The organism is Nonomuraea sp. NPDC049655, from assembly GCF_044465465.1.
In the GTDB taxonomy this organism is placed as follows: Bacteria; Actinomycetota; Actinomycetes; order Streptosporangiales; family Streptosporangiaceae; genus Nonomuraea.
The window spans coordinates 380773-402402 of the sequence record NZ_JBITLS010000005.1; the positions used below are offsets into that span (position 1 = coordinate 380773).

General features: G+C 72.4%; 19 protein-coding genes. 10 read left to right on the forward strand and 9 right to left on the reverse strand.

Translation table 11 applies throughout. The features are described from left to right. Positions 1–52 precede the first annotated feature (52 nt). Positions 53–793: an SDR family NAD(P)-dependent oxidoreductase gene (locus tag ACIBQ6_RS18775; RefSeq protein WP_397213186.1), complete on the reverse strand. Its 741-nt coding sequence runs from the start codon at positions 791–793 to the stop codon at positions 53–55. A gap of 120 nt (positions 794–913) precedes the next feature. On the opposite strand from ACIBQ6_RS18775, the gene ACIBQ6_RS18780 reads away from it, so the two are divergent. Continuing rightward, positions 914–1513, forward strand: a complete 600-nt coding sequence (locus ACIBQ6_RS18780; RefSeq protein WP_397213188.1) for a TetR/AcrR family transcriptional regulator — start codon at positions 914–916, stop codon at positions 1511–1513. Between the two features lie 211 nt (positions 1514–1724). Here the strand turns inward: ACIBQ6_RS18780 and ACIBQ6_RS18785 are convergent, their stop codons facing one another. Then, the gene (locus tag ACIBQ6_RS18785) at positions 1725–1931 is read right to left on the reverse strand and encodes a 4-oxalocrotonate tautomerase family protein (RefSeq protein ID WP_352328851.1); all 207 of its coding nucleotides are present in this window, start codon (positions 1929–1931) and stop codon (positions 1725–1727) included. A 257-nt stretch (positions 1932–2188) separates the two neighbouring features. Here ACIBQ6_RS18785 and ACIBQ6_RS18790 point away from each other — a divergent pair, with 257 nt between their 5' ends. Continuing rightward, positions 2189–3406 carry an IS110 family transposase gene (locus ACIBQ6_RS18790; RefSeq protein ID WP_397213457.1) on the forward strand — a complete coding sequence of 406 codons (1218 nt, stop codon included), beginning with the start codon at positions 2189–2191 and terminating at the stop codon, positions 3404–3406. A 290-nt stretch (positions 3407–3696) separates the two neighbouring features. On the opposite strand, the gene ACIBQ6_RS18795 is transcribed toward ACIBQ6_RS18790, so the two are convergent. Then, a complete protein-coding gene (locus ACIBQ6_RS18795; protein ID WP_397213191.1) occupies positions 3697–4431 on the reverse strand; it encodes an SDR family oxidoreductase in 735 nt (244 codons plus the stop codon). A gap of 111 nt (positions 4432–4542) precedes the next feature. Here ACIBQ6_RS18795 and ACIBQ6_RS18800 point away from each other — a divergent pair, with 111 nt between their 5' ends. From ACIBQ6_RS18800 to ACIBQ6_RS18810, 3 genes are all read left to right on the forward strand, one after another. Continuing rightward, positions 4543–5247, forward strand: coding sequence for a TetR/AcrR family transcriptional regulator (locus tag ACIBQ6_RS18800; protein WP_397213193.1), 705 nt, complete (start codon positions 4543–4545; stop codon positions 5245–5247). 433 nt (positions 5248–5680) lie between these two features. After that, positions 5681–7729, forward strand: a complete 2049-nt coding sequence (locus ACIBQ6_RS18805) for an alpha/beta hydrolase (RefSeq protein ID WP_397213195.1) — start codon at positions 5681–5683, stop codon at positions 7727–7729. A gap of 98 nt (positions 7730–7827) precedes the next feature. Continuing rightward, positions 7828–8283, forward strand: a complete 456-nt coding sequence (locus ACIBQ6_RS18810; protein ID WP_397213197.1) for a GNAT family N-acetyltransferase — start codon at positions 7828–7830, stop codon at positions 8281–8283. 56 nt (positions 8284–8339) lie between these two features. On the opposite strand, the gene ACIBQ6_RS18815 is transcribed toward ACIBQ6_RS18810, so the two are convergent. Beyond that, on the reverse strand, positions 8340–8912 hold the full coding sequence (locus tag ACIBQ6_RS18815) for a TetR family transcriptional regulator (RefSeq protein ID WP_358293807.1): 573 nt from the start codon (positions 8910–8912) through the stop codon (positions 8340–8342). Between the two features lie 72 nt (positions 8913–8984). Here ACIBQ6_RS18815 and ACIBQ6_RS18820 point away from each other — a divergent pair, with 72 nt between their 5' ends. From ACIBQ6_RS18820 to coaE, 3 genes are read left to right on the forward strand one after another with little or no spacing between them, the layout of a single operon-like run. Further along, positions 8985–9557, forward strand: coding sequence for a dihydrofolate reductase family protein (locus tag ACIBQ6_RS18820; RefSeq protein ID WP_397213199.1), 573 nt, complete (start codon positions 8985–8987; stop codon positions 9555–9557). A 25-nt stretch (positions 9558–9582) separates the two neighbouring features. After that, entirely contained in the window at positions 9583–9741 is a 159-nt protein-coding gene (locus ACIBQ6_RS18825; protein ID WP_358293803.1) for a hypothetical protein, read from the forward strand. Positions 9742–9789: 48 nt separating this feature from the next. Further along, positions 9790–10392 (forward strand): dephospho-CoA kinase, encoded by a 603-nt coding sequence (gene coaE, locus ACIBQ6_RS18830; protein WP_397213201.1) that lies wholly within the window; start codon positions 9790–9792, stop codon positions 10390–10392. A gap of 14 nt (positions 10393–10406) precedes the next feature. Here the strand turns inward: coaE and ACIBQ6_RS18835 are convergent, their stop codons facing one another. Beyond that, a complete protein-coding gene (locus ACIBQ6_RS18835; protein ID WP_397213203.1) occupies positions 10407–16001 on the reverse strand; it encodes a TIR domain-containing protein in 5595 nt (1864 codons plus the stop codon). A gap of 75 nt (positions 16002–16076) precedes the next feature. Between ACIBQ6_RS18835 and ACIBQ6_RS18840 the strand changes: the two genes are divergently transcribed. Next, entirely contained in the window at positions 16077–17231 is a 1155-nt protein-coding gene (locus tag ACIBQ6_RS18840; RefSeq protein ID WP_397213205.1) for an SLC13 family permease, read from the forward strand. A gap of 12 nt (positions 17232–17243) precedes the next feature. Here ACIBQ6_RS18840 and ACIBQ6_RS18845 read toward each other — a convergent pair whose 3' ends face one another. From ACIBQ6_RS18845 to ACIBQ6_RS18855, 3 genes are read right to left on the reverse strand one after another with little or no spacing between them, the layout of a single operon-like run. After that, positions 17244–18023, reverse strand: a complete 780-nt coding sequence (locus ACIBQ6_RS18845; RefSeq protein ID WP_397213207.1) for an inositol monophosphatase family protein — start codon at positions 18021–18023, stop codon at positions 17244–17246. Positions 18024–18057: 34 nt separating this feature from the next. Next, the gene (locus ACIBQ6_RS18850) at positions 18058–18678 is read right to left on the reverse strand and encodes a hypothetical protein (RefSeq protein ID WP_358293794.1); all 621 of its coding nucleotides are present in this window, start codon (positions 18676–18678) and stop codon (positions 18058–18060) included. 9 nt (positions 18679–18687) lie between these two features. Then, positions 18688–19740 (reverse strand): hypothetical protein, encoded by a 1053-nt coding sequence (locus ACIBQ6_RS18855; protein ID WP_397213209.1) that lies wholly within the window; start codon positions 19738–19740, stop codon positions 18688–18690. Between the two features lie 192 nt (positions 19741–19932). On the opposite strand from ACIBQ6_RS18855, the gene ACIBQ6_RS18860 reads away from it, so the two are divergent. Continuing rightward, positions 19933–20817 (forward strand): PIG-L family deacetylase, encoded by an 885-nt coding sequence (locus tag ACIBQ6_RS18860; protein WP_397213211.1) that lies wholly within the window; start codon positions 19933–19935, stop codon positions 20815–20817. A 34-nt stretch (positions 20818–20851) separates the two neighbouring features. Here the strand turns inward: ACIBQ6_RS18860 and ACIBQ6_RS18865 are convergent, their stop codons facing one another. Then, positions 20852–21625: a sporulation protein gene (locus ACIBQ6_RS18865; protein ID WP_358293788.1), complete on the reverse strand. Its 774-nt coding sequence runs from the start codon at positions 21623–21625 to the stop codon at positions 20852–20854. Positions 21626–21630 lie beyond the last annotated feature (5 nt).

A 21630-nucleotide genomic window follows, 5' to 3' on the forward strand; every position in this document is an offset into this window, starting at 1 on the left:
GCCAGAGGCCGGCCCCGTACTGCGGACGTGGCTCTGGCCGGTGCGTTCGGGGTCAGATGGCGGTGCGTCCGCCGTCGGCGGCCACGACGGCGCCGGTCACATAACTGGCCTGGTCGCCGGCGATGAAGGCGATGACGCGAGCGACCTCGGCCGGGGCGGCGGCGCGCTTGAGCGCGGTCGTCAGGCCCATGCCGCCGACGTCCGGTCCCATGACCGCCACCACCTTGGAGGTGGTCATCGGGCCGGGCGCCACGGCGTTGACGCGTACGCCGGAGGCGGCGAACTCGGCGGCCCAGGTGCGGGTCAGGGACTCCAGCGCTGCCTTGGTGGCGCCGTAGACCGCCATCGGCGGCATGCCCAGGCCGGCGGCGGTGGAGGTGACGTTGACGATGCTGCCGCCCCCGCCGGCGGCCATCTTCGGTGCGAGCTGGGCGACCAGGATGAACGGCGCGCGCACGTTGACCGCGAAGGCCGCGTCGTAGGCGGCGAGGTCCTGGTCGGCGGTCGCGCTGAACGGGACGACACCGGCGTTGTTGACGAGGATGTCCACCGCCCCGGCCTCCTCGGCCAGCCGCCGTACGGCCTGCGGGTCGGCCAGGTCGGCGCCGATGAAGCGTACGGAGCCGGTCGCGCCGGTCCGCACGTCGTCCACGACCTGGGCGCCGCGGCCCGGGTCGGTGCCGGTGATGATCAGGTTCGCCCCGCCGGCGGCGAGCACCTTCGCCGTGGCGTGCCCGAGCCCGCCGATGGCGCCCGATCCGGTGATCAGCGCCGTCTTGCCGTGAAAGTCCATGGGGTTCTGCCTCTCCGCCGGTGCGAGCGCCGGCGACTTTTATGCGACCGTTCAATAAGTCGCTCGGCCTTCAACGTACAGACTTTTGTGCAAGCGGTCAAAAAGTCGTAACCTGGGCACATGGCACGGACAGGACGCCCTCGCGCATTCGACAAGGACCAGGCGCTGCAGCGCGCGCTGCTGCTGTTCTGGTCGCGGGGCTACGGAGAGACCTCCATCCAGGACCTCGTCGAAGCGCTGGATCTGGAGCGGGGCAGCCTGTACGGCGCCTTCGGCGACAAGCGGCAGTTCTACCTGGCGGCGGTCCAGCTGTACTGGGACACCTACGAGCGCGAGCTGATCGCGGCACTGGCGTCCGGGCCGGTGCTGCCGGCGCTGCGCGAGGTGCTCGCCAACCCGGCCCGGACACCGGAGTACGCCTCCGAGGCCGGCGTTCCGCAAGGGTGCATGATCGGCAACACCACCGCCGAACTGGTTCCGCAGGATGCCGAGGCCCGCGAGATCGTCGCCCGCTCGCACGACCGCTTCACCCGGATCGTCGCCGACGCCCTGCGCCGCGCGCAGGCCGACGGCGAGGTCGCCCGGGCCGCCACCCCCGAGGCCCAGGCGCAGCTCCTGCTGTTCACCGTCCAGGGCCTGTCCCTGGTCTCCCGCGCAGGACTCGACACCTCCGTCGCGCTCGCCGCCGTGGACGCCCTGATCGACGCCCTCCGCGCTTGATCTGCGGCCTCCGCGCTTGATCTGCGGCGTCCGGCTCACCCGGCCCCAGGTGTGGTCACTCACCGCGGTTCGCCCTGCTGTCCGGGATGGCGCGGGCACATCCGTGACTTGGTTGGGCGATTCGGGACAGGTCAAACGGTCTCTGTGCTGGGGGCCGGGGTGAGGTTCGGAGGTGGGACCGGGCCGGGGGCGGCCCGGTGTCCCGGACGGGTCAGCTGCGGCCGAGCATGTCCGCGGTGAGGATGTTGCCACCCAGACCCCAGCCGCCGTCCGGAACCTCCTCCAGGAGGACCAGGGTGGTGGCCCGAGCTCGTTCTCCGTAGACGGCGGCATAGGCGTCGGTGACTGCGTCGATGAGCTTCTTCTTGGACTCGGGGGTCAGGGTGTCGGCGGGAACCTTGAGGTTGGCGAACGGCATGTCGGTTTCCTAATCAGTTCTGGGAGTAAGCCATCCGGCAGACTCCTTGGTGGTAGCCGCGGGCAGGTGAGCACTCCGGGTTCCTGGACGTTGAGTCCTGACGAAAGACCGTGCCTCTGCCGTTGGCCGGGAGAGTTGATCGCTGATGGGATGTCGTGCCCGCCCACATGGGCGTGAGCACTGCTTGATTAGGTCGCTGAGGTTCTCCCGCCGGCTGCTCAGGGTGATCGGCATTGAGATCGGGAGGATCGTTGCGACTGTTCGTGGGGGATGACTGGGCCGAGGATCATCACGATGTAGAGGTGATGGACGGCTCCGGCCGACGGCTGGCCAAGGCCCGGCTGCCCGAAGGCGTGGCCGGGATGTCCCGGCTGCACGCCATCGTCGGCGAGCTGGCTGGGGACGAGGCCGACGAGGCCGAAGTGCTGGTGGGGATCGAGACCGACCGGGGACCGTGGGTAGCCGCGCTGGTCGCTGCCGGATACACGGTGCTGGCGGTCAACCCGTTGCAGGCCTCCCGGTTCCGGGACCGGCTCGGGGTCTCGGGAGCCAAGAGCGATGCCGGTGACGCGCACGTGCTGGCCGACATGGTCCGCACCCACGCCCACGAACTGCGCGCCGTGGCCGGGGACTCCGCCGAGGCCGAGGCGGTCAAGGTCGTGGCCCGCACGCACAAGACCCTGATCTGGGAACGGACCCGGCACACCCAGCGGCTGCGGCACGCGCTGCGCGACTACTTCCCGGCTGCGCTGGTCGCGTTCGAGGACCTGGACGCCACCGACAGCCTGGAGCTGCTGGCCAAGGCCCCTACCCCAGCGCAGGCCGCCAGGCTGACGATCGGGCAGATCAGTACCGCTTTGCAGCACGCCCGCCGCAAGAACGTGGCCGACAAGGCCGTGGCGATCCAGGCCGCATTGCGCGCTGAGCACCTCGGTCAGCCGGAGGTGGTGACCGACGCCTACGCCGCCTCCGTCCAGGCGCTGATCGCCGTCCTGAACGTGTTGAACGCCCAGGTCAAGACGTTGCAAGGGCAGGTCGAGGCCCATTTTGGCGAGCACCCGGCCGCTAAGATCATCCGTTCCCAGCCCGGGCTGGGAACGGTCCTCGGCGCCCGGGTGCTCGCAGAATTCGGCGACGACCCCACGCGATACGCCAGCGCCAAAGCCCGCAAGAACTACGCCGGCACCTCCCCGATCACCCGCGCGTCCGGCAAGAAGAAGGTCGCCCTGGCCCGGTTCATCCACAACGACCGGCTCATCGACGCCCTGCTCACCCAAGCCTTCAGCGCCCTGAGACTCTCGCCCGGTGCACGCGCCTACTACGACCGGCAAAGAGCTCGCGGCTCCGGCCACAACGCCGCACTGCGCCAGCTCGCGAACCGGCTGGTCGGCATCCTGCATGGGTGCCTCAAAACTGGCACCCTCTACGACGAGACGACCGCCTGGTTGCATCACGCAGAATCGGTTGCAGCTTGACATCTAAGCTCCTGGGATGTCTTTCGTGTGGGGATTCAGAGTGGGGCCGCGGATGGCCGGAGGTCGGCGCCGCCGGCGCGGCGGTAGAACCCGGCGCGGATACGGTCGGCGACGATCGGGACGACCTCGCTACCGTCCTGACGGCTACGGCCCCGGCGCGAGCCGGGCACACCGTCGGCGTCGGCATGAGGCGAATCGCGGACCGCAACGCGCCCGCCGCCCTGGAACGGCTCGCCGGCCGAACCCGCTGGAGGCCCCGGTGGCGACGATGGCCTGTCGCGCGGCGGCCATCAGATGATCCCGCCGTTGGCGCGCACGACCTGGCCGTTGATCCAGTGCCCGGCCGGGCTCGCCAGGAAGGCGACGACCTCGGCGATGTCCTCGGGGGTGCCGAGCCGTTCCAGTGGAGGCTGCTTGGCGAGCTGCTGGATCGTCGCCTCGGTCTTGCCGTCGAGGAACAGTTCGGTGGCGGTCGGGCCTGGCGCGACCGCGTTGACCGTGATGTTCCGCCCGCGCAGTTCCCGGGCGAGCACCAGTGTCATCGCCTCGACGGCTCCCTTGCTGGCGGCGTACGCCCCGTAACCCGGGAACTGCAGGCCGACCACGGAGGTGGACAGGTTGACGATCGCGCCACCGTCGCGCATGCGGCGTGCGGCCTCCCGGGCCATCACGAACGCGCCGCGGATGTTGGTGCGGTGCAGAGCGTCCAGCTCGTGGAGGTCGAGGTCGGCGATCGGGGACAACGACAGCCGCCCCGCCGAGTTGACGACCACATCGACCCCGCCGAAGGACTTCTCCGTCGCCTCGAACATCTCCGCGACGGCGTCCTCGTCGGCCACGTCGGCCTGGACCGGGATCGCCCGGCCGCCGGATGCCGAGATCTCCTCGACCGCCTGCGCCGCGGCGGAGGCCGACCCTTGGAACCCCACTGCGACCGCACAGCCCCGTGCCGCCAGCGCCACCGCGATCGCCTTGCCGATGCCCCGGGAGCCGCCGCTGACGACGGCCACACGCTGGTCACTCATGGAAAACTCCCTGGTCTCTAGCGGTGATACGGATTCTCCGTATCGGCGTTACGTCAATCGACGGTAGCACACTTCGTATCGCCGCTATCGATTGGCGCTATCATTGATCGCATGGCAGAGACGGACGCGCTTCGGGCGGCGATGATCGAGGCCGCGGAGCGGCAGCTGGCGTCGTCCTCGGACCATGAGGTGGCCACGCGCGCGGTCTGCGACGCCGTCGGCGTGAGCCAGCCCGTGCTTTACCGGTTGTTCGGTGACAAGCGCGGGTTGCTGGACGCCGTCGCCGACCACGGCTACGAGCAATATGCCGCGCTCAAGGCCGCCCAGGAGCAGACCGGCGACCCGGTCGCCGACCTGCGCGCCGGCTGGGACGGCCACATGGCCTTCGCCCGGGCGAAGCCGGCCCTCTACCAGTTGATGTTCACTCCGCGGCCGTGGTCACACTCGACGGCGCGAGATCGCGTGATGGACCTGCTGGTGGCGGCGCTCACGCGGTGCGCGGCGGCGGGGGCGTTGAAGGCCGAGCCGCAGACCGCCGCTCAGCTGATCCTGTCGGCGAACGTCGGCACCGCCCTCGACCACATCGCCAGACCGGCTCTGTTCGACGACCCCGCTCTGTCCCACCGCATGCGAGACGCCGTGTTCTCGCACGTCCTGGCCGGGCCGGCCGCTCAGAACGACGCCGACCCGCTGTACGCCGCCGCGCTGCGCCTGCACGCACAACTCGATCTCACCGGGACCGAGGCCCTGGAACCGGCCGAGACCGCCCTTCTGCGGCGATGGCTTGAGCGCATCACGCAACCCGTCCGAGGATGACGGCCACGCTCAAGAACACGCTGCCCGCTCGGTCGCCGGCTTTCGCGGCGTAGCGTCTCGCTGCCCGGGGTCGCCTTCTCGCCGTTTCCCGGCCAGGTACGGCCGGCACCGACGCGGAGGCGCTGGTGCCACCCTGGCATGTGGCGCGTCGCGTCCCTCAAGAGTGGCCTGTGGCGCGGAGGCTGAGTCGCAGGGCAGGGCTGGGCGGCCCGTGAGGGTCTGATTACAGCCGATCTGTCTCTTCCCTCCTCTGACCCGAGCGGGGTTCTGTGAGGGGGCGGGGGTCGGTGGCACGGAGAATCGCCGAGCGGGCGCGAGATTTTACCCATCGACCTTTTACGACTTCTCTACCTGCGAAGACGGCCGCTGGGAAACTGACATGCGGCTGGAGGTACGAGCGTTCGGGGGCGATGCGGTGCGTATGGTTCGGCGCGTGATCCCGGTGGTGGCGGCGGTCACCGTCCTGGTTCCGGCGGCAGGCGGGGGAGTCGGGCAGGCGATGCGCCTGGTCGCCTCGCCGACCCCATGGCCGGAACGCGACGTGACCGAGCTCGCGGAGCCGCGACCCGAGGCGGCCTGGCCTGAGAAGCCCAGGCAGGACACGGCCGGATCGGCGGCGTCGGAGCTCGGGGCGGCGGGGCCGCAGGAGCGGGGCGTTGCCGGGGCGGTGCGGCCGGCGCCTGGGCGGGAGAGGCTCGTCTGGTCCGAGTGCGGCGGCGGTATGCGGTGCGCCACGTTGCCCGTCCCCGCCGACTGGGCCAGGCCGCGCGAGGCCCGCGTGGCCGTCCGGCTCGCCATGATGCCCGCCCAGGACCCGCTGCGGCGGCTCGGCGCGCTGGTGGTCAACACGGGGGCCGCGTCGGTCGTACGAGAGGTCGTGGCGCGGCCGGACGCCGTGGGCGAACTGGCCAGGTGGTTCGACGTCGTGCTGGTCGAGGCGCGCGGGGCCGGGGATGGGGGGCATGCGGGGGCGTGCCCCCGACCCCGGCCGGACCCGGCCCGGCTGCAGGTGGCCGAGGGACGGACGGCCTGGCGCGCGTTCGCCCGGGACAACGCCGTCTACGACCGGGCCTGCCGCGCCGCGCTCGGGGCCGCCTACGCCGGGCTGACGTCCTGGCAGGTCGCCCACGACCTCGATGCCGTACGTGCCGCGCTGGGGGAGTCGCGGCTGCGCTACCTCGGCAACGGCTATGGGAGCGTGTACGGGCAGGCGTACCTGGAGTTGTTCCCCGGCCGGGCCGGGCGGATGTACCTGGAGGGGCTGCCCGACCACACCGAGACCGGGCTCGAACGGCGGCTGCTGGCCCACGCCCGCGCCCAGGAGCGGCAGCTCGGGTACTTCCGCGACTGGTGCCGGAACCGTCCCGGCTGCCCGCTCGGCCGCGCGGACGCCGTCCGGGTGTTCGACGGGCTGGTCAGGCGCGCGCCTCTGCGGCTCGGTGGCGGCGAGCGTACGGTGAGCGGGCACGAGATCGCCGCCGCCGTATGGGCGGGCCTCACGCCCGCACGGTGGCCGGCGCTCGCGCAGGCCCTCTCCAGAGCCCGGACGGGCGACGCCACGGGCCTGGCCGCCCTGCTCCCCGCCGAGCCCCCACAGCCCACCCCTCCCGCCCCGACGGCAGCCGCCCCCGTCCCGGGCCAGGCGGCCTCCGCAGGTACGGCGGGAACACCCCTCGGCGCAGGGCAGACGCCTCCTGCACCGGCCGGCACCCGGCCCTCTGAGGCGCTGCCGGGGAGGTCGGGGGCGACGCCTCAGGGACCGGCTGGGGCGACGTCTCGGGGCGGAGCGGCAGTTCCTGGTACTGCGGCCCCTGGTGCCGCGGCCCCTGGTACTGCGGCCCCTGGTACTGCGGCCTCTGGTACTGCGGCCTCTGGGGCGGTGGGCTCTGGAGTGGCGGGGGGAGGCGTCCTGTCCGATGCGCGGGCGGCTTCGAGGACGGCGGGGGCGGTGTCGCAGCCTGGGGAGACGGTTCCCGGTGTGGTGGGGGGAGTGGCGTCCGGGGAGGTGGGGGAGGTGGGGCCGGCAAGTGCGGAGGGGGTCAGGTGGTGTCATGACTTCGGGTTGGCAGTGCCCGGTCATCGCCTTTTTCTCCAGGTGGAGGCGCGGCTGCGGAAGGCGGCCCCACGGGTGGGGTGGCTGAGCGGGCGGGCGGAGGTCGCCAGGTGCCTGGGGGCGGCGCGCTCGCCGGGCTGGGCGCCGCACCCGTTGCCAGCCGGGCTCAAGGTGCCCCCGGTGCTGGTCGGCGTGGGACGGCTGGACAACGAGACGCCGTCCTCCGGGGCGGCAAGGGCGGCCGGGCAGATCCCCGGGGCGAGGGTCCTGTGGCACGGGGACGGGCAGGGCGCGTACCTGGCGCAGGGCGTGAGCAGGCTGCGCGCGGCCTGTCTGCGTACGAAGGTGCACGACTACCTGGTCAACGGCGTCCTGCCGAAGCAGGGCACGTTCTGCCCGGGTGAGCTCACGGCGGGCAACGCTCCCTAGCCGGCAGCGCGGGAGGACCGTCCAAGGCCGGGCGGCGGGCGGTCTGGAGGGCGGGAAGTCGGCGGTGGCGGTGGGAAGGCAGCAGATAGGGTGCTGGCGTGAAGATCGAACGGGCGGTGGCGGCGGACGCGGGCGAGATCCTCACCCTGCAGCGGGCGGCGTACGTGAGCGAGGCCCAGCTCTACGGCGACCCCTACATCCCGCCGCTCGTGGAGTCGCTGGAGCAGGTGCGCAAGGCCGTCGAGACGGGCGTCGTGCTCAAGGCCGTGGACGCCGGCCGGATCGTCGGCGCAGTGCGCGGGCAGGTGGCCGGCACCACCTGCCTGGTCGGACGGCTCGTGGTCGCGCCCGACCGGCAGGGGCAGGGGCTCGGCACGGCCCTGCTCGCGGCGCTGCACGAGCAGGTGCCGGAGGCGGGGGCGTTCGACCTGTTCACGGGGCATCTGTCGGAGGGGAACCTGCGGCTGTACCGGCGGCTCGGCTACCGCGAGACCCGCCGGGAGCGGATGGACGACCATCTCACCCTGATCCACCTGCGCCGCAGCGCAGACTGATCGTTTCCTTGGGGACCTGTCCGGTGCCCGACGCCACCGCGGCTCGTCCGGCGGCGTCAGCCGTTCAGTGATCTCCGCACGGCGGCGTCCACGAGCTGGCGGACCTCCTGCTCGCTGAAGATGTCCGGCAACGTCAGCCGTTCGACGATGAGCCAGTTCAGGGCGAGGTAGAGCAGGACCACCGAGGTCGAGTCGCCGGGCAGGCCCGACGTCGCGTGGTAGCCGATGTTGGCGTCGATGTCCTCGCGGATGCGCTTGGTGAGCACGGCGCGCAGCTCAGGACGCCGGGTGGACTCCAGCCGCAGTTCGAGCAGGGCCAGGTAGCCGGAGTTGAAGGCGGTGACCCGGTCCACCAGCTCGTGCATGAGCTCGGCGTAGCGGGTCTCGTCCCGCACGCCCTCCTGGCCGCGGGCGAGCGTGGCCTCGTCGGGCAGCAAACGTTCGTAGATGCGTCCGCCGACCTGGGTGAACAGGTCGTCGCGGTTGGCGAAGTAGTTGGAGGCCGTGCCGGGGGGCACGGCCGCCTCGGCGTCGACGGCCCGGAACGTCAGCCCGCGCGCTCCTTCCCTGGCCAGCACCTCGATGGCCGCGTCGATCAGCGCCTGCCTCCGCTCGGGGTTCTTCCGCACTTGACACCACTCCAGACGTAGTACTATGTTCAAACCACTTCAGTCATAGTACTACAGCAGGAGTTGCTCCGAATGCGAAAGCTTGTCTACTACATCGGCGTCTCCCTCGACGGCTACATCGCCGGGCCCGGCGCCGAGTTCGACTTCTACCCCGTGTCCGCCGAGATGGCCGACTGGATCAACACCCGCTATCCCGAGACGCTGCCCACCCACGTCCGCAGGCTCGTGGGCCTTGAGGGCGTGCCCAACAAGGTGTTCGACACCCTGGTGATGGGCCGCGGCACCTTCGAGCCGGCCCTGGAGGTGCCCACCACCAGCCCGTACTCCCACTTGCGCCAGTACGTCGTCTCCAGCACGCTGACGATCGACGACCCCACGGTGCACGTGGAGAAGGGCGACCCGATCGAGCTCGTCCGGCGGCTGAAGGCCGAGGACACCGGCATGGACATCTACCTCTGCGGCGGCGGCAAGCTCGCCGGCTCCCTGCTCCCGGAGATCGACGAGATCATCCTCAAGCGCTACCCCGTGGTGGCCGGGGCGGGCATCTCCATGTTCGCCGGCCGGTTCAGCCCGACCCTGTTCACCCCGACCAGGCGCGAGTCCTTCGACAACGGCGCCCAGGTCACCTGGCTCACCCGCGCCTGACCCCCACCCCCAAGGAGGAACAAGTATGCAGATCAAACTTCCCGCCACGATCACCCAGGCCAAGTCCGACCAGCAGGCCCGCTCTCCGCACCGGCACGACCAGCCGGCGCGCGACCTCAAGCCCACGGGCCGGGCCAACCCGTCCCGCCGTCCGACCGCCGCCCCGCGCCGCGGCGGGTACTGAGCGAGCCGACGGGATGACCGGGTACGCCGGGATGGGTAGTCTTTTCCGGTGCTGAAGATTGGGCTCACCGGCGGCATCGGCTCCGGCAAGAGCGAGGTGTCCAAGCGGCTGTCGGCCAGGGGCGCCGTCGTCATCGACGCCGACAAGATCGCGCGAGAGGTGGTCGAGCCCGGCACGGCGGGGCTGTCCCGGGTGGTGGCCGCGTTCGGCGAAGGGGTGCTGCGCCCCGACGGCTCGCTGAACCGGGAGCGGCTGGGCGCGGTGGTCTTCGCCGACCCCGACCGGCTGGCCGCGCTCAACGCGATCGTGCATCCGCTGGTGGGGGAGCGGGTGGCCGATCTGCAGGGCCAGGCGGCCGACGACGCGATCGTGGTCTACGACGTGCCGCTGCTCGTGGAGAACAAGCTGGCCCCCATGTACGACCTGGTGATCGTGGTCGACGCGGCCGACGAGGTGCGGATCCGGCGCCTCGCCGACCACCGCGGCATGCCGGAGGCCGACGCCAAGGCCCGCATCGCCGCCCAGGCGAGCCGGGAGGACCGCCTGGCCGCCGCCGACCTGGTGATCCCCAACGAGGGCTCCCTCGACGACCTGGAGGCCCGGGTCGACGAGGTCTGGCACGAGCTCGTACGCCGCGCCGCCCGCGGCTAGTCACCCGCCTGCGGTCAGAAGGGCGAGTCGAGCGGCACCTGACTCACCTCCGGCAGGTACGGATCCAGCTCCCCCAGCTCGAACCGTGACATCCCGATGACGTGCCAGAACTGCCCGCCCGGCTCACCGTGCACCTTGTACCGTCCGTCCGGCGCCAGGGCGGCCCAGCCCTCGGGTAGCCCCAGCAGCGTCGCCCGCCGCTCGCCGCCCTCCCAGAGGATCACCACGCCGTCGTCGCCTGCGCTGGCCAGCAGGTCGGACGTGGGGCTGTAGGCCACCGACCACACCCGGCGCGCGTGCCCGGTGAGGGTGTGCAGCAGCTGCCCGGTCGCGGTCTCCCACACCCGCACGGTCATGTCGTCGCCGCCGGTCGCCAGGTGGCGGCCCGTGGCGTCGAAGGCCAGGCTCCACAGCCGGCCTTCGTGCTGGGTGAGCGTGTGCGCCAGGCGCGGCTGCCAGGGCTGGCCGGGCCGCAGCTCCCACACCAGCGCGCGGCCGTCGTTGCCGGCGCTGGCCAGGTAGCGGCCGTCGGGGGAGAAGGCCACGGAGTACACCCGGTCGGTGTGGCCCTCCAGCGTCGCCACCCGGCCGCCGGAGGAGACGTGCCACAGGCGGACGAGCTTGTCGTCGCAGCCGGTGGCCACGTAGTCGCCGAGGGGGCTGAAGGCGATCGAGCGCACCCGCCCCCGGTGGTCGACCAGGTCGACGGCCATGCGGCCGGTCGGCCGGTACCAGATCTTGACGCTGTCGTCGTCGTTGGCGGTGGCCAGCATGTTGCCGTCGGGGCTGAACGCCTCGGCCCACACGTGGTCGGTCTCGGCGTGCAGCTCGCGTTCGTAGTCGCCGGTGGTGGCGTTCCAGAAGTGCACGCCGCCGTCGTTGCTGGAGGTGGCCAGCACCGGGCCGGCGGGCGAGAACAGCGCGGAGATCAGCCGGTCGGCGGTGCCGGTGAACTCCCGCAGCCGCCGCCCGGTGCGCGGCTCCCAAACCCGGACGACGCCGTCGTTGCCGCTGGTGGCCAGCATCGAGCCGTCGGCGCTGAAGCGCACCGACGAGATCCGCCGGCCGTGGCCGCGCAGCACCCGCTGGCACTGCCCGGAAATCGGGTCCCACAGGCGCACGGTGCCGTCGTTGCTGCTGGTGGCCAGCTGCTGGCCGTCGGGACGGAACGCGAACGGCCAGACCGAGCTGCGATGCCCGGTCAGCTCGACGCGCTTGCCGCCGCCCACGGGCTGCAGCCGGACCGTGCCGCCGGAGTCGCCGCTGGCCAGCGTGCGGCCGTCGGGGCTGAAGGTCACCTGGTAGACGGCCGCCGTGTGGGTGGTGTGCACGCCGAGCGGCTCGCCCGACGCCTCCCACAGGCGCACGCTGCCGGACGTGTCGCCGCTGGCCAGCATCGAGCCGTCGGGGGAGAACGTCAGGCAGTAGACGCTGCCGGTGTGGCCGGTCAGCTCGTGCCGGGGGGACCAGGTGGCGGTGTCCCAGAGCCGGATCGTGCCCGCCTCGTCGCCGGTGGCCAGCAGGGTGCCGTCGGGGCTGTGCACGGCCCGGTAGACGCTGCCGCGGTGGCCGTCGAGGGTCACGGCCGTCTGCCCGGCGCTCAGGTCCCAGACCCGGACGACGCCCGCGGAGTCGCCGGTCACCAGCTGCGAGCGGCCGAAGGAGGCGGTGTAGACCGGCGCCCGGTGGCCCGGGAGCTCGTGGACCAGCCGGCCGGTCGCGGTCTCCCACACCCGGACCACGCCGTCGCCGCCGCCGGCCGCCACCAGCTCGCCCGAGGCGCTGAGGCGTAGCGGCCACACGCCGTCGGGATGGCCGGTCAGGGTGTGCAGGCGCCGGCCGGTGAGGGTGTCCCAGAGCTGGACCGTGCCGTCGCTCGCGCCGGTGGCCAGCAGGTCGCCGGCGAAGGTGACGGCGTAGACGCGGCCGCGGTGGCCCTGGAGGGTCCGGACCGGGGAGCCGCCCGCGCACAGCAGCACGCCGCCGTCCTCGTTGCCGATGGCGATGGTCGAGCCGTCGGGGCTGTAGGCGATGGGCTCGGGCAGGCGGGAGGTCTGGAAGTGGTAGCCGTACGGGACGCCGATGCCGGCCGGCGCGAACTCCACCTCCACCGGCTGGCCCGGCACCACCGCCGCGCCCGGCAGGTGCGGCAGCGTGCCGGTGACGTTGATCAGGGACGCCCGGTGCCAGCGGGCGCCCTCGACCGTGACGTCGCTCAGGTCGACCTGCGCCAGCCGCGCGCCCGACAGGTCGGCCCCGGTCAGGTCGGCGCCGGTCAGCCGGGCGCCGTCGAGCCGGGCGCCGGCCAGGCTCGCGTCGCGCAGGACGGCCCTGGACAGGTCCGTGCCGGCCAGGGTGGCCTCCGACAGGTCGGCGCCGGTCAGGTCGACCTCCTGCAGGTCGCGCGCCGACAGGTCCTCGCCCTTGAGGTTCGCGCCGCGCAGGTCGGCCTTGGCCGGGGTGCGCAGCCTGGCCGCGATCTTGACCGCGTTCGCCCTGGCCACGTCGTCGGCGGGCGGGTCGGCCACCCAGGCGCGCAACGCCCGTACGTCGGCCAGGTCGCACAGGAACTCGACGGTCAGCGCCGACAGCGGCCTGCGGGTCAGCGGGAGGGGGTTGTCGAGGTTCGCGGCGATGTGGCGGGCGATGAGCCATTCCATCACGGAGGCGTGGATGAACCCGAACATGCCCTCCTCGGTGCGCACGAGCAGGCTGCCCGAGCCCATCGCGTGCGCGGCGTGCGCGGGCGAGAGCTGGCCCGAGGCCAGGTCGCTCAGCGTCTCGCCGATCTCGGTCAGCTCGTCGACGCCGAGCAGCGTCTCGCCGCTGTCCCACAGGCGCAGCGCCAGCGCGGTCACCACCCGCCACAGCTCGCCGATCGACAACGCGCCTGGCGAGCCGGGCACGCGGGCCCGCCGTTCCTCGAAGGCCAGCCAGGTACTGAGGATCTCCTCGTACAGCAGGGCCGGGCTGAGGGTGTGCTGGGCGCCGGCGACCGTGCGCAGGCGGTCGGCGTCGAGGTCGGCGATGAAGCTGAGCATGCGCGGGTTCTGGGCCAGCGCCAGCAGGTCTTTGATCTCGCCCATGAGCGACATGCGGGCGCCGGCCTCGTCGCCGTCGTCGAAACGGTTGGCCAGGTAGGAGCGGATCTGGTCGTGCGTGAAGTCCTCCACGCTGAGCACCCGCCGCTGCGGCAGCACGCCCACCATCTCGCCGAGCGAGGTCAGCACCTGGCTGTGCGACTTGAAGTGCTGCGTACGGCTGGCCACCACGATCTTGGCCTTGTCCTCGGCCGCGGCCAGCAGGGTGGCCAGGTGGTCGGCCGCCCGGTCGTAGGTCAGCCGGGTGACCAGCTCGTCGAACCCGTCGAACAGCAGCACGATGCGCCCCTGCCGGAGCAGGTAGCGGAACGCCTTGAGGTCGATGAACTCCTCGCCGTGCCCGGCCAGGTGCGCGGCGACCAGGGCGTCGACCGAGTGGGCCTTGTCCAGGGCGCGCAGCTCGATGAAGATCGGCGTCAGGTGCGGCAGCTCGGCCGGGATGCGCCTGGCCAGCTCGCGCAGCGCGAACGTCTTGCCGTGGCCGAAGTCGCCGAGCAGCAGCAGGAACCGGCCGTGGTCGGCGGCCAGCAGCCGCATCAGCTCGTCGGTGAGCCCCTGCCTGATCTGGCTGCCCGGCCGGTCGAGCTCGCGGTAGCGCTGGGGGACGTACAGGCCGGGCGGGTAGCGGCGGTCGCCGGTGAGCCGGGCGGTCTGCTCGGCGACATATCCCGACAGGTCGAGCAGGCCCTGGAACTCCAGGAAGCTGCGCACCCGCACGCCCTTGCGCATGAGGTCGTCACGGAGCGCGCGGGAGGCCGGCGGACCCTGGTAGATCAGCTCGGCGGCCAGGTCGGCGGCGTGGGCGCGGCGGGCGAACCCGGTCGCGGCGGCTTCGGTCAGCTCGCCGACGTGCGCGCCGATCATGAGCTGCCGGACGAACCCGTCCTCGGGATGGGTGACCACCAGGTGGTCGGGGAAGCGCCGGATCTTGGCCCGCTCGTGCCGGGCCTCGCAGACCTCGGTGATGCGGTCGAGCAGCAGCTCGACGGGGCTCGGCTCGCGCTCCTCGGGCTGGGGGGCGGGCGGCGGGGTGCCGGGGGTCTCGCCGGTGAACGTGGCCCGCACCGCCCGCCAGCCGTGCCGGGCGCGTGCGGGCTTGCCGGTGTCGGGCGTCCAGGTGCGCATGCCGTCGGGGGAGATCTCGATCACCTGGTGGCGGCCGGAGCGCGGGGCCGCGACCGCGGCGAAGCCCGGCCGCGGCTCGGCGGCCGGGACGCCCGCGCCGGCCCCGTGGAAGAGCAGGTTGAGCCGGTGGGTGAGCAGCCGGTCGAACGTGGGCGCGTCCCGCAACGCGGCGGGCGGATGGCCGATCGCGCCCAGCCGCAGCCAGGCGCTCTCCTCGTAGGGACGCAGCCGCTCGGCGAACCACGCGGCCTGCGCCTCGCCCAGCAGCGCGTACGCGTCGCGCTCCAGATGGCTCATCGCCATCGTCGAGTTGAGCCCGGCCACGACCACCCGCAGGTCGGGCACCTCGAACAACGTCCAGGGCTGGCCACCGTCGAACACCCGGTCGTCGAGCCCCTGGTACACCTCGCGGAACAGCCCGGCGAAATGCCGCCACTTGGGCCAGTAGGGGGGCTGCGGGCTCACGTCGTCGGCCTCGCAGGTCATGAAGTACGCGCTGGCCGCGGCCTTGGTGACGTCGCGCGGGCCGGGCAGCAGCACCAGCCGGTGGGGCTCCAGGCCGATCAGCAGCCGCAGGTCCGTGACGAACTGCGTGGCCTGCGCGAACTGCCCGAGGCTCCCGGACTCGGTCAGGTCGCCGCTGACCACCATGAGGTCGGGACGCGGCATGCCCCGGTCGTACATGGCCGTCAGGTCGGCCCAGATGCGGGCCTGCATGTCCTCCGGCGTGAACGGCTCGCCGGGATCGGGCAGCGCCCGCCCGAACCTCGGCCCGCCGATGTGCAGGACGTTGACCGACTCGCGCCCGCGGTCGTCGCCGCCCGAGGGCGGGAACTTGGGGGCCGTCACCGGGGTGCGGCGGGCCCTGGCCAGGTCGGTCGTCGGGGGCAGCGTCGGGACGGCCGGAGGCGGCACGACCCGGCCGGAGGGGAAGGCGGGGGCGGCCGCCGGCTTGGCCCGCCCGGCCAGCGCCTCGCCGACCCGGCCCAGCAGCAGCGCCCTGGCCTGTCCGGAGTCGGTGACGCCGAGCAGATCGACCCAGGTGATCGTGGACAGCAGGCCCTCCAGCTGCACGTCCTCCAGCCGGATCGTGACGAGCTTGTTGGAGGGGTTGTCGGGATCGGCGCGCATGGCCGCCTGCCACTCCATGCGCCCGTAGCGCGAGGTGAGGTAGTTGCGCGAGAGCACGGCCACGACGAGCTGCGCCTCGCTGACCCCGCGGTCCATGAAGTCGATGAAGTTGGTGCCGGGCACGAAGTCCCAGGCTTGGATCATGGTCCGGTAGCCGGCCGCCTCCAGCTCCCAGGCGATCCAGGTCGCCCAGGCGGTGTCGGCCGGGGAGTAGCTGACGAAGATCTCGGTCGGCCTGCCGTCACGTGCCATCTGCTCAGTATCCACCGAGGAATCGGTGATTTGCAGTCAGTGTGCGATCATCGTCGGGTGTGGCGGCGTCTGGCTGTGCTCGATCTGATCCGGATCGGGCTGCTTGCTCTCGGTCTGGTCTTCGTGGCGACCGGTCTGCTGCCGTGGCGCGACGCCGTCGAGAGCCTGGAGACGATCGGGCCGCTGCTGATCTTCCTGGTCGCCATCATCGTGCTGGCCGAGCTGACCAAGGAAGCGCAGGTCTTCGACGCCATCGCGGCCAGGATGGCGGTGCTCGGCCGCGGTAACTACACCGCACTTTTCTTTCTTTGTACGGCTTTCGCGTCATTTGTCACGATTTTTCTGAACCTTGACACCACCGCCGTCCTGCTCACCCCGGTCATGCTCGCCCTGGCGCCCCGGGCCCGCATCGCCGCCCTGCCGCTGGCGATGACCACCATCTGGCTGGCCAACACCGCGAGCCTGCTGCTGCCGGTCTCCAACCTGACCAACCTGCTCGCCATGGACAAGCTCGGCCTCGACGCCCAGGGCTTCGCCGCCCGCATGTGGGCCCCGCAGCTCGCCTCGATCGCGGTGACGATGGTGTTCCTGTGGGTGTTCTTCTGGCGCCGGGGCGAGCGCCGCGACCTGCGCTACACGCCGCCGGTGCTGGAGCCGGTGGCCGACCGCGTGCTGTTCGGCGCGGCCTCGGCCGGCTGTCTGCTGTTCATCGCCCTGCTGCTGCTCAAGGCGCACGTCGCCGTCGCCGCCACCGCCGCGGCCGTGCTGGTGGTGGCCGCCTTCCTGGTGCGCGACCGGGCCAAGCTGACCTGGAGCCTGCTGCCCTGGCAGCTCGTCGTCTTCGTGACCGGGCTGTTCCTGGTGGTGCCCACCCTCAGCGCCCACGGGCTCGACGCGCTGATGACGTGGATGATCGGCACGGAGGGCGACCCGTACCGGACGGCCGCGGTGGGCGCGGGCCTGTCCAACGCGATCAACAACCTGCCCGCCTACAAGGCCGTCGAGGCGGTGATCACGGCCGCCGACCAGGACCGCCTGCTGGCCCTGCTCGTGGGCACGAACGTGGGCACGGTGATCACCCCGTGGGCCTCGCTGGCCACGCTCCTGTGGTTCGAGTCGTGCCGCCGCCACGGCGTCGCGGTGCCGCTGCGCCGCTTCCTGCTCACCGGCGCCGGCCTGGCCGTCATCGGGCTGCTGGCCACGGTCTGGGCCCTGGTCACGTTCGGCTGAGCGCCGGGGGCGTCAGCCCGGCAGCAGCGACATCAGCCCGGGAAGCGCCCGCGGGTGAGCGGCCACGAAGCTGCGGTCCTCGGCCGTGCCGTCGATGCTCTCCTCGAACGGGCCGCCGTCGAGCGCCCTGATCTCGATCCCGGCCTCCTGGGCCAGCAGCGCGCCGGCCGGCAGATCGACCGCCTCGGCGCGGTAGCCGACGATGCCGTCGATGTCGCCGCGGGCCAGCATCGCCCACGACAGCAGCGGCGCCCACAGTTGCAGCACCCGCCGCGCGCCCACCTCCAGCGCCGCCTTCAACGCCAGCACGGTGGCGTCGCCCCTGCTCACGCCGTACCCCTGGGTCCAGGCCAGCAGCGGGCCGTGCGGGCTGGCCGTGTACGGCGGCGCCAGCCGCGCCCCCGTGGACGCCACGGCCCCGCGCCCCCGGATCGCCGACCAGGTCTGGGCCGTCACCGGGTCGTGCACCACGCCCAGCACGGGCCGCCCGGCCCGGCACAACGCCACCCCCACGACGTACGTGGGCAGCCCGATGGCCACGTTGTTGGTGCCGTCGAGCGGGTCGACCAGCCACGTCCACTCGCCGCCCGCCGCGCCGATCAGCCCGGACTCCTCGGCCACGATCGTGTGCGAGGGGAAGGCCGTCAGGATGCGCTCGACCAGCAGCTTCTCCGAGGCCAGGTCGAGATCGGTGACGACGTCGCCGGCGTCGCCCTTGGCCCGGATGCCGATGGCCCCACGCGTGCCCGCCGCGAGCAGCGCCCCGGCGGCCTGGGCGGCCTCGACGGCCACAGAGCGAGCGTGATCCAGGTCCATCGGGCACCCCTCAGGTCAGGTGGGCGGTGATCAGCCGGACGGCCAGCGCCGTCTCCTCGGCGTTCAGCGGTTCCCGGGGAACGTGGTGGCCGCCCGCCCCGAGCGGGCCGAGCGACAGGTCGCGGCTGCCGGGCCGGCCGCGCCCGAGCGCGATCGTGGCCGCCTCGCCGCCCTCCGGCACCACGCTGCTGTGGAAGCGGTCGGCCGGCAGGGTGTAGGTGTCGCCGGGGCCGAACAGCTCCACCAGCCCGGTCGCGTGCCGCACGGTGCGGCGGGTGGGCGAGATGCGGTCGCCGTCGGCACCGCTGACCACCTCGAACACCCGGTGCGTGGCGTCGGGCCCCGCGTCGGTGACCACCGCGTGCACGTTGCGGACCTGGCCGTAGAGCACGTGGCTGACCAGGTCCCAGCTGTGGCAGTGGATCTGCGAGGTGGTGCTCTCGGCGTGCTGGAGCGAGTCGGACCACAGGTGGAGGCATACCCCCTCGCCGCCCTCACGCTCCAGCGGCAGGCAGACGAAGCCGAGCGGATGGCGTACGGCCCTGGGGCGCGCGGTTTCCCTCAGCACGCCGAGCGCCCACGACCTGGCCTGTCCGTCGCGGACCCGCTGGAAGACCGACCGGTAGCTCATGAGTCGCACTCACGTTCCGTCTCGTCGGAGGGCCGCAGGACGCGCCTCGCCGTAGGGATCGACGGCGCGCAGGGCCTTGCGCGCGATGTCCACGACGTCGCGGCCGTCGTAGGCCTTGGGGAGAGGCACCCCGATGCGACCGAACAGGTCCTGGACCTCCTCGATCGTGGGCTCGTCGCCGAGCGGCGCCTTCTTGTACATGTCCATCGGCACCCGCCGCGCCTGCTCGAAGCTGAGCCGCAGCTCGGTGTCGCAGTTCTCGTAGTAGAACGTGCCGGCCAGCGCGGTCATGGCGCGGTTGGGGTCCTCCACCGTCATGATCAGCCGGGTGGCCGACAGGTCCCAGCGGAACGTCGTCATCGACGACGACAGACCGACCTCGATGTCGAGCAGGCCGTAACGCTGGCGGTACCAGAAGGCGGCCAGGATCGTCGCGTACGACTCCTTCCTGACCCGGTCGGTCGTCCACGTCTCGCCGGTCGCGTCGGGGGAGTCCGACAGGGAGCGCCGGTAGTGGGCGTACGTCTCGCACACCTCGACGTTGGACGGGTCGATCACCTCGACCCGCACCACGAGGTGCCGTTTGTCCCGGCGGGCGGCGGCCACGCACGAGGGCAGGGTGACCGCGCGCAGGTAGGTGCCGGTGCCGCCCTTGAAGCTCCACCGGGTGGTGTCCTTGCGCGCCTCGGCGTGCATCTGGGCGATCTCCTGCTTGCTGCCCAGCACCCTGACCAGTTGCAGCGCGTCGAGGGCCTTGCGGGTGCCGTGGACGAGCGTCTCGATCTCCTCCAGCCGCGACAGCCGGACGGGGAGCTGGGCCAGCGCGCCGGAGGTGATGGTCTCCTCGACCGGGGCCTGACGGGCGCGGTCGCGCAGCAGGGCGGTGGCCACCAGCGCCATGATCACCAGAGTCGCGGCGTTGACGAGCTGGGTCTGCACATCGGTCGGCACCACCGTGTCGGGCATGATGCCGAGCACGCCGATCACGATGGCCAGTAACAGCGCGATGGCGCCGTCGGCGTTCTGGGCCGCCCATGGGGCGACCCGCTTCAGCGCCGCCATGAACCGTGCCATCGTTCGCCCGCCCGTCCGACGATCAGTCAATCCCCTAGGTCATCGTAACGACCGTCGGCATGCGACTTCCAGCGCACGGGAAGGAGGTATCTCCTACCCGGGAATGACATGACATCTCCCCCTGGCAGCTCAGGACCGGGACCTGACCAGGTTCGATACTGGAAGCGCACGGGGGTGGGGATGAAGGGGATCAGGATGTTCTCGGCGGCCGCGCTGGCGCTGGTGCTGGTGGCCGTGCTGGCGTGCCCGGCCCCGCCCGCGGCGGCGTGGGCGGAGGTCCACCGGCCGTCGTCGTCGGAGCGGTTCATGCAGGTCGTGGCCCATCCGGACGACGACCTGCTGTTCATGATCCCCGACCTGTACGGCGCCGTCCAGTGGCACCGCCCGACGGTGACCGTCTACCTGACCGCGGGCGAGGGCCAGGCCGGCTGGGACGACGACCGCGACCCCGTCGCCTACACCCGCGACCGCGCGCGGGGCCTGCGGGCCGCGTACGCCTTCCTGGCCGGCGCGCCCGACGTCTGGCGGGTCACGACGATCACGGCGGGCGGCTTCCCCGTCCGTATGGAGGAGCTGGCCGACAGGCCGGCGGTCAGGCTCGCCTTCGTCGGACTGCCGGACGGCGGCGACCCGCGCGCCGACGGCGGCCGCGACGCGCTGACCAGGCTGTGGCAGGACCGCTCCTGCGTGCGCCGGTTCGGCGCCGGCCCCGAGCCGCGCTGCGTCGGCCGGCGGGACGTGGTCGGCGTGCTGCGCGCGCTCTACGCCCGCTTCCGGCCGACGGTGCTGCGCACGCTCGACCCCGAGCCGCCCACCGGCCGGGGGCTGTGCGACCACCCCGACCACGTCGCCTCGGCCCGCTTCGCGCTGGCCGCGGCGAGCGGGCTGGGGCTGCGGGCGGTCTCCTACCGCGGCTACCCGATGACCGGCTGGGCCCCCAACGTCGCGGGGGCGCTGCGCGAGCTCAAGCGCCAGGTCTTCGGCGTCTACCTGGGCCACGACTACCGCGTCGGCCACACCTGGCGCTACCGGGCCTGGACCGAGCGCATGTACCGGGTCCCCTGAGCCGGGCCGCCGCCCGGCTCGGGGGAGCACCCGGCTAGAACCAGCCGCGGCGGCGGGCCATCTGCTCCAGGCCGTGCTGCAACGCCTGGTCGGCCGCGCCGGGGTGGTCGTCGTAGCGCACGGTGAAGCGGTTGTAGGTGTCGTGGCTGGAGGTCAGGAAGCCGCCGCGCTTGTCGGCCTCCAGGATGACGTCCATCTGCCGCGGCCCGGCGATGAACGTCAGCTCCAGCTCGTTGAAGTGCCGCCGCCACTGGCCGCCCGCGTAGTACTCGATCTCCTGGAAGAACGGCATCGTCGAGCCGTACAGCGTGCCGCGCTCCAGGTCGGCCTTCTTGAAGCCGAAGCCCAGCCGGTCGAGGGCGGCGATGACGTGCTCCTGGGCCGGCAGCGGGCTGACGAACAGCGGGTCGAGGTCGCCCTTGTCGATCGCGCCCGCCAGCGCCAGCTCCGTCTGGACGCCGAGCCGCATGCCGTGCAGCGGGTGGCCGCCGATCGCGCTGATCGGCGTCTCCCACGGCACCATGATCTCGAACGGCTGCTGGTGCTGGGCGCCCGAGGCGAGCTGGAAGGTCCCGGCCACCTGCTGGCGCAGGAAGCTGTAGGTCGTCTTGTACTCGTTGTCGCCGCTCTCGACCTCCACCACGGCGGTCAGGTCGAGGTAGATGCCCTCGACCTTGTAGTCCGAGCCGCCGCCGCGGAAGTGCACGACGCCGCGCAGCGGCTCACCGGGACGCACGGACGCGTCGGTCAGCACCGTGTCGACCTCGACGCCCGCGCCGAAGGCGGCCATCAACTTGCGGAACACCATGGGGT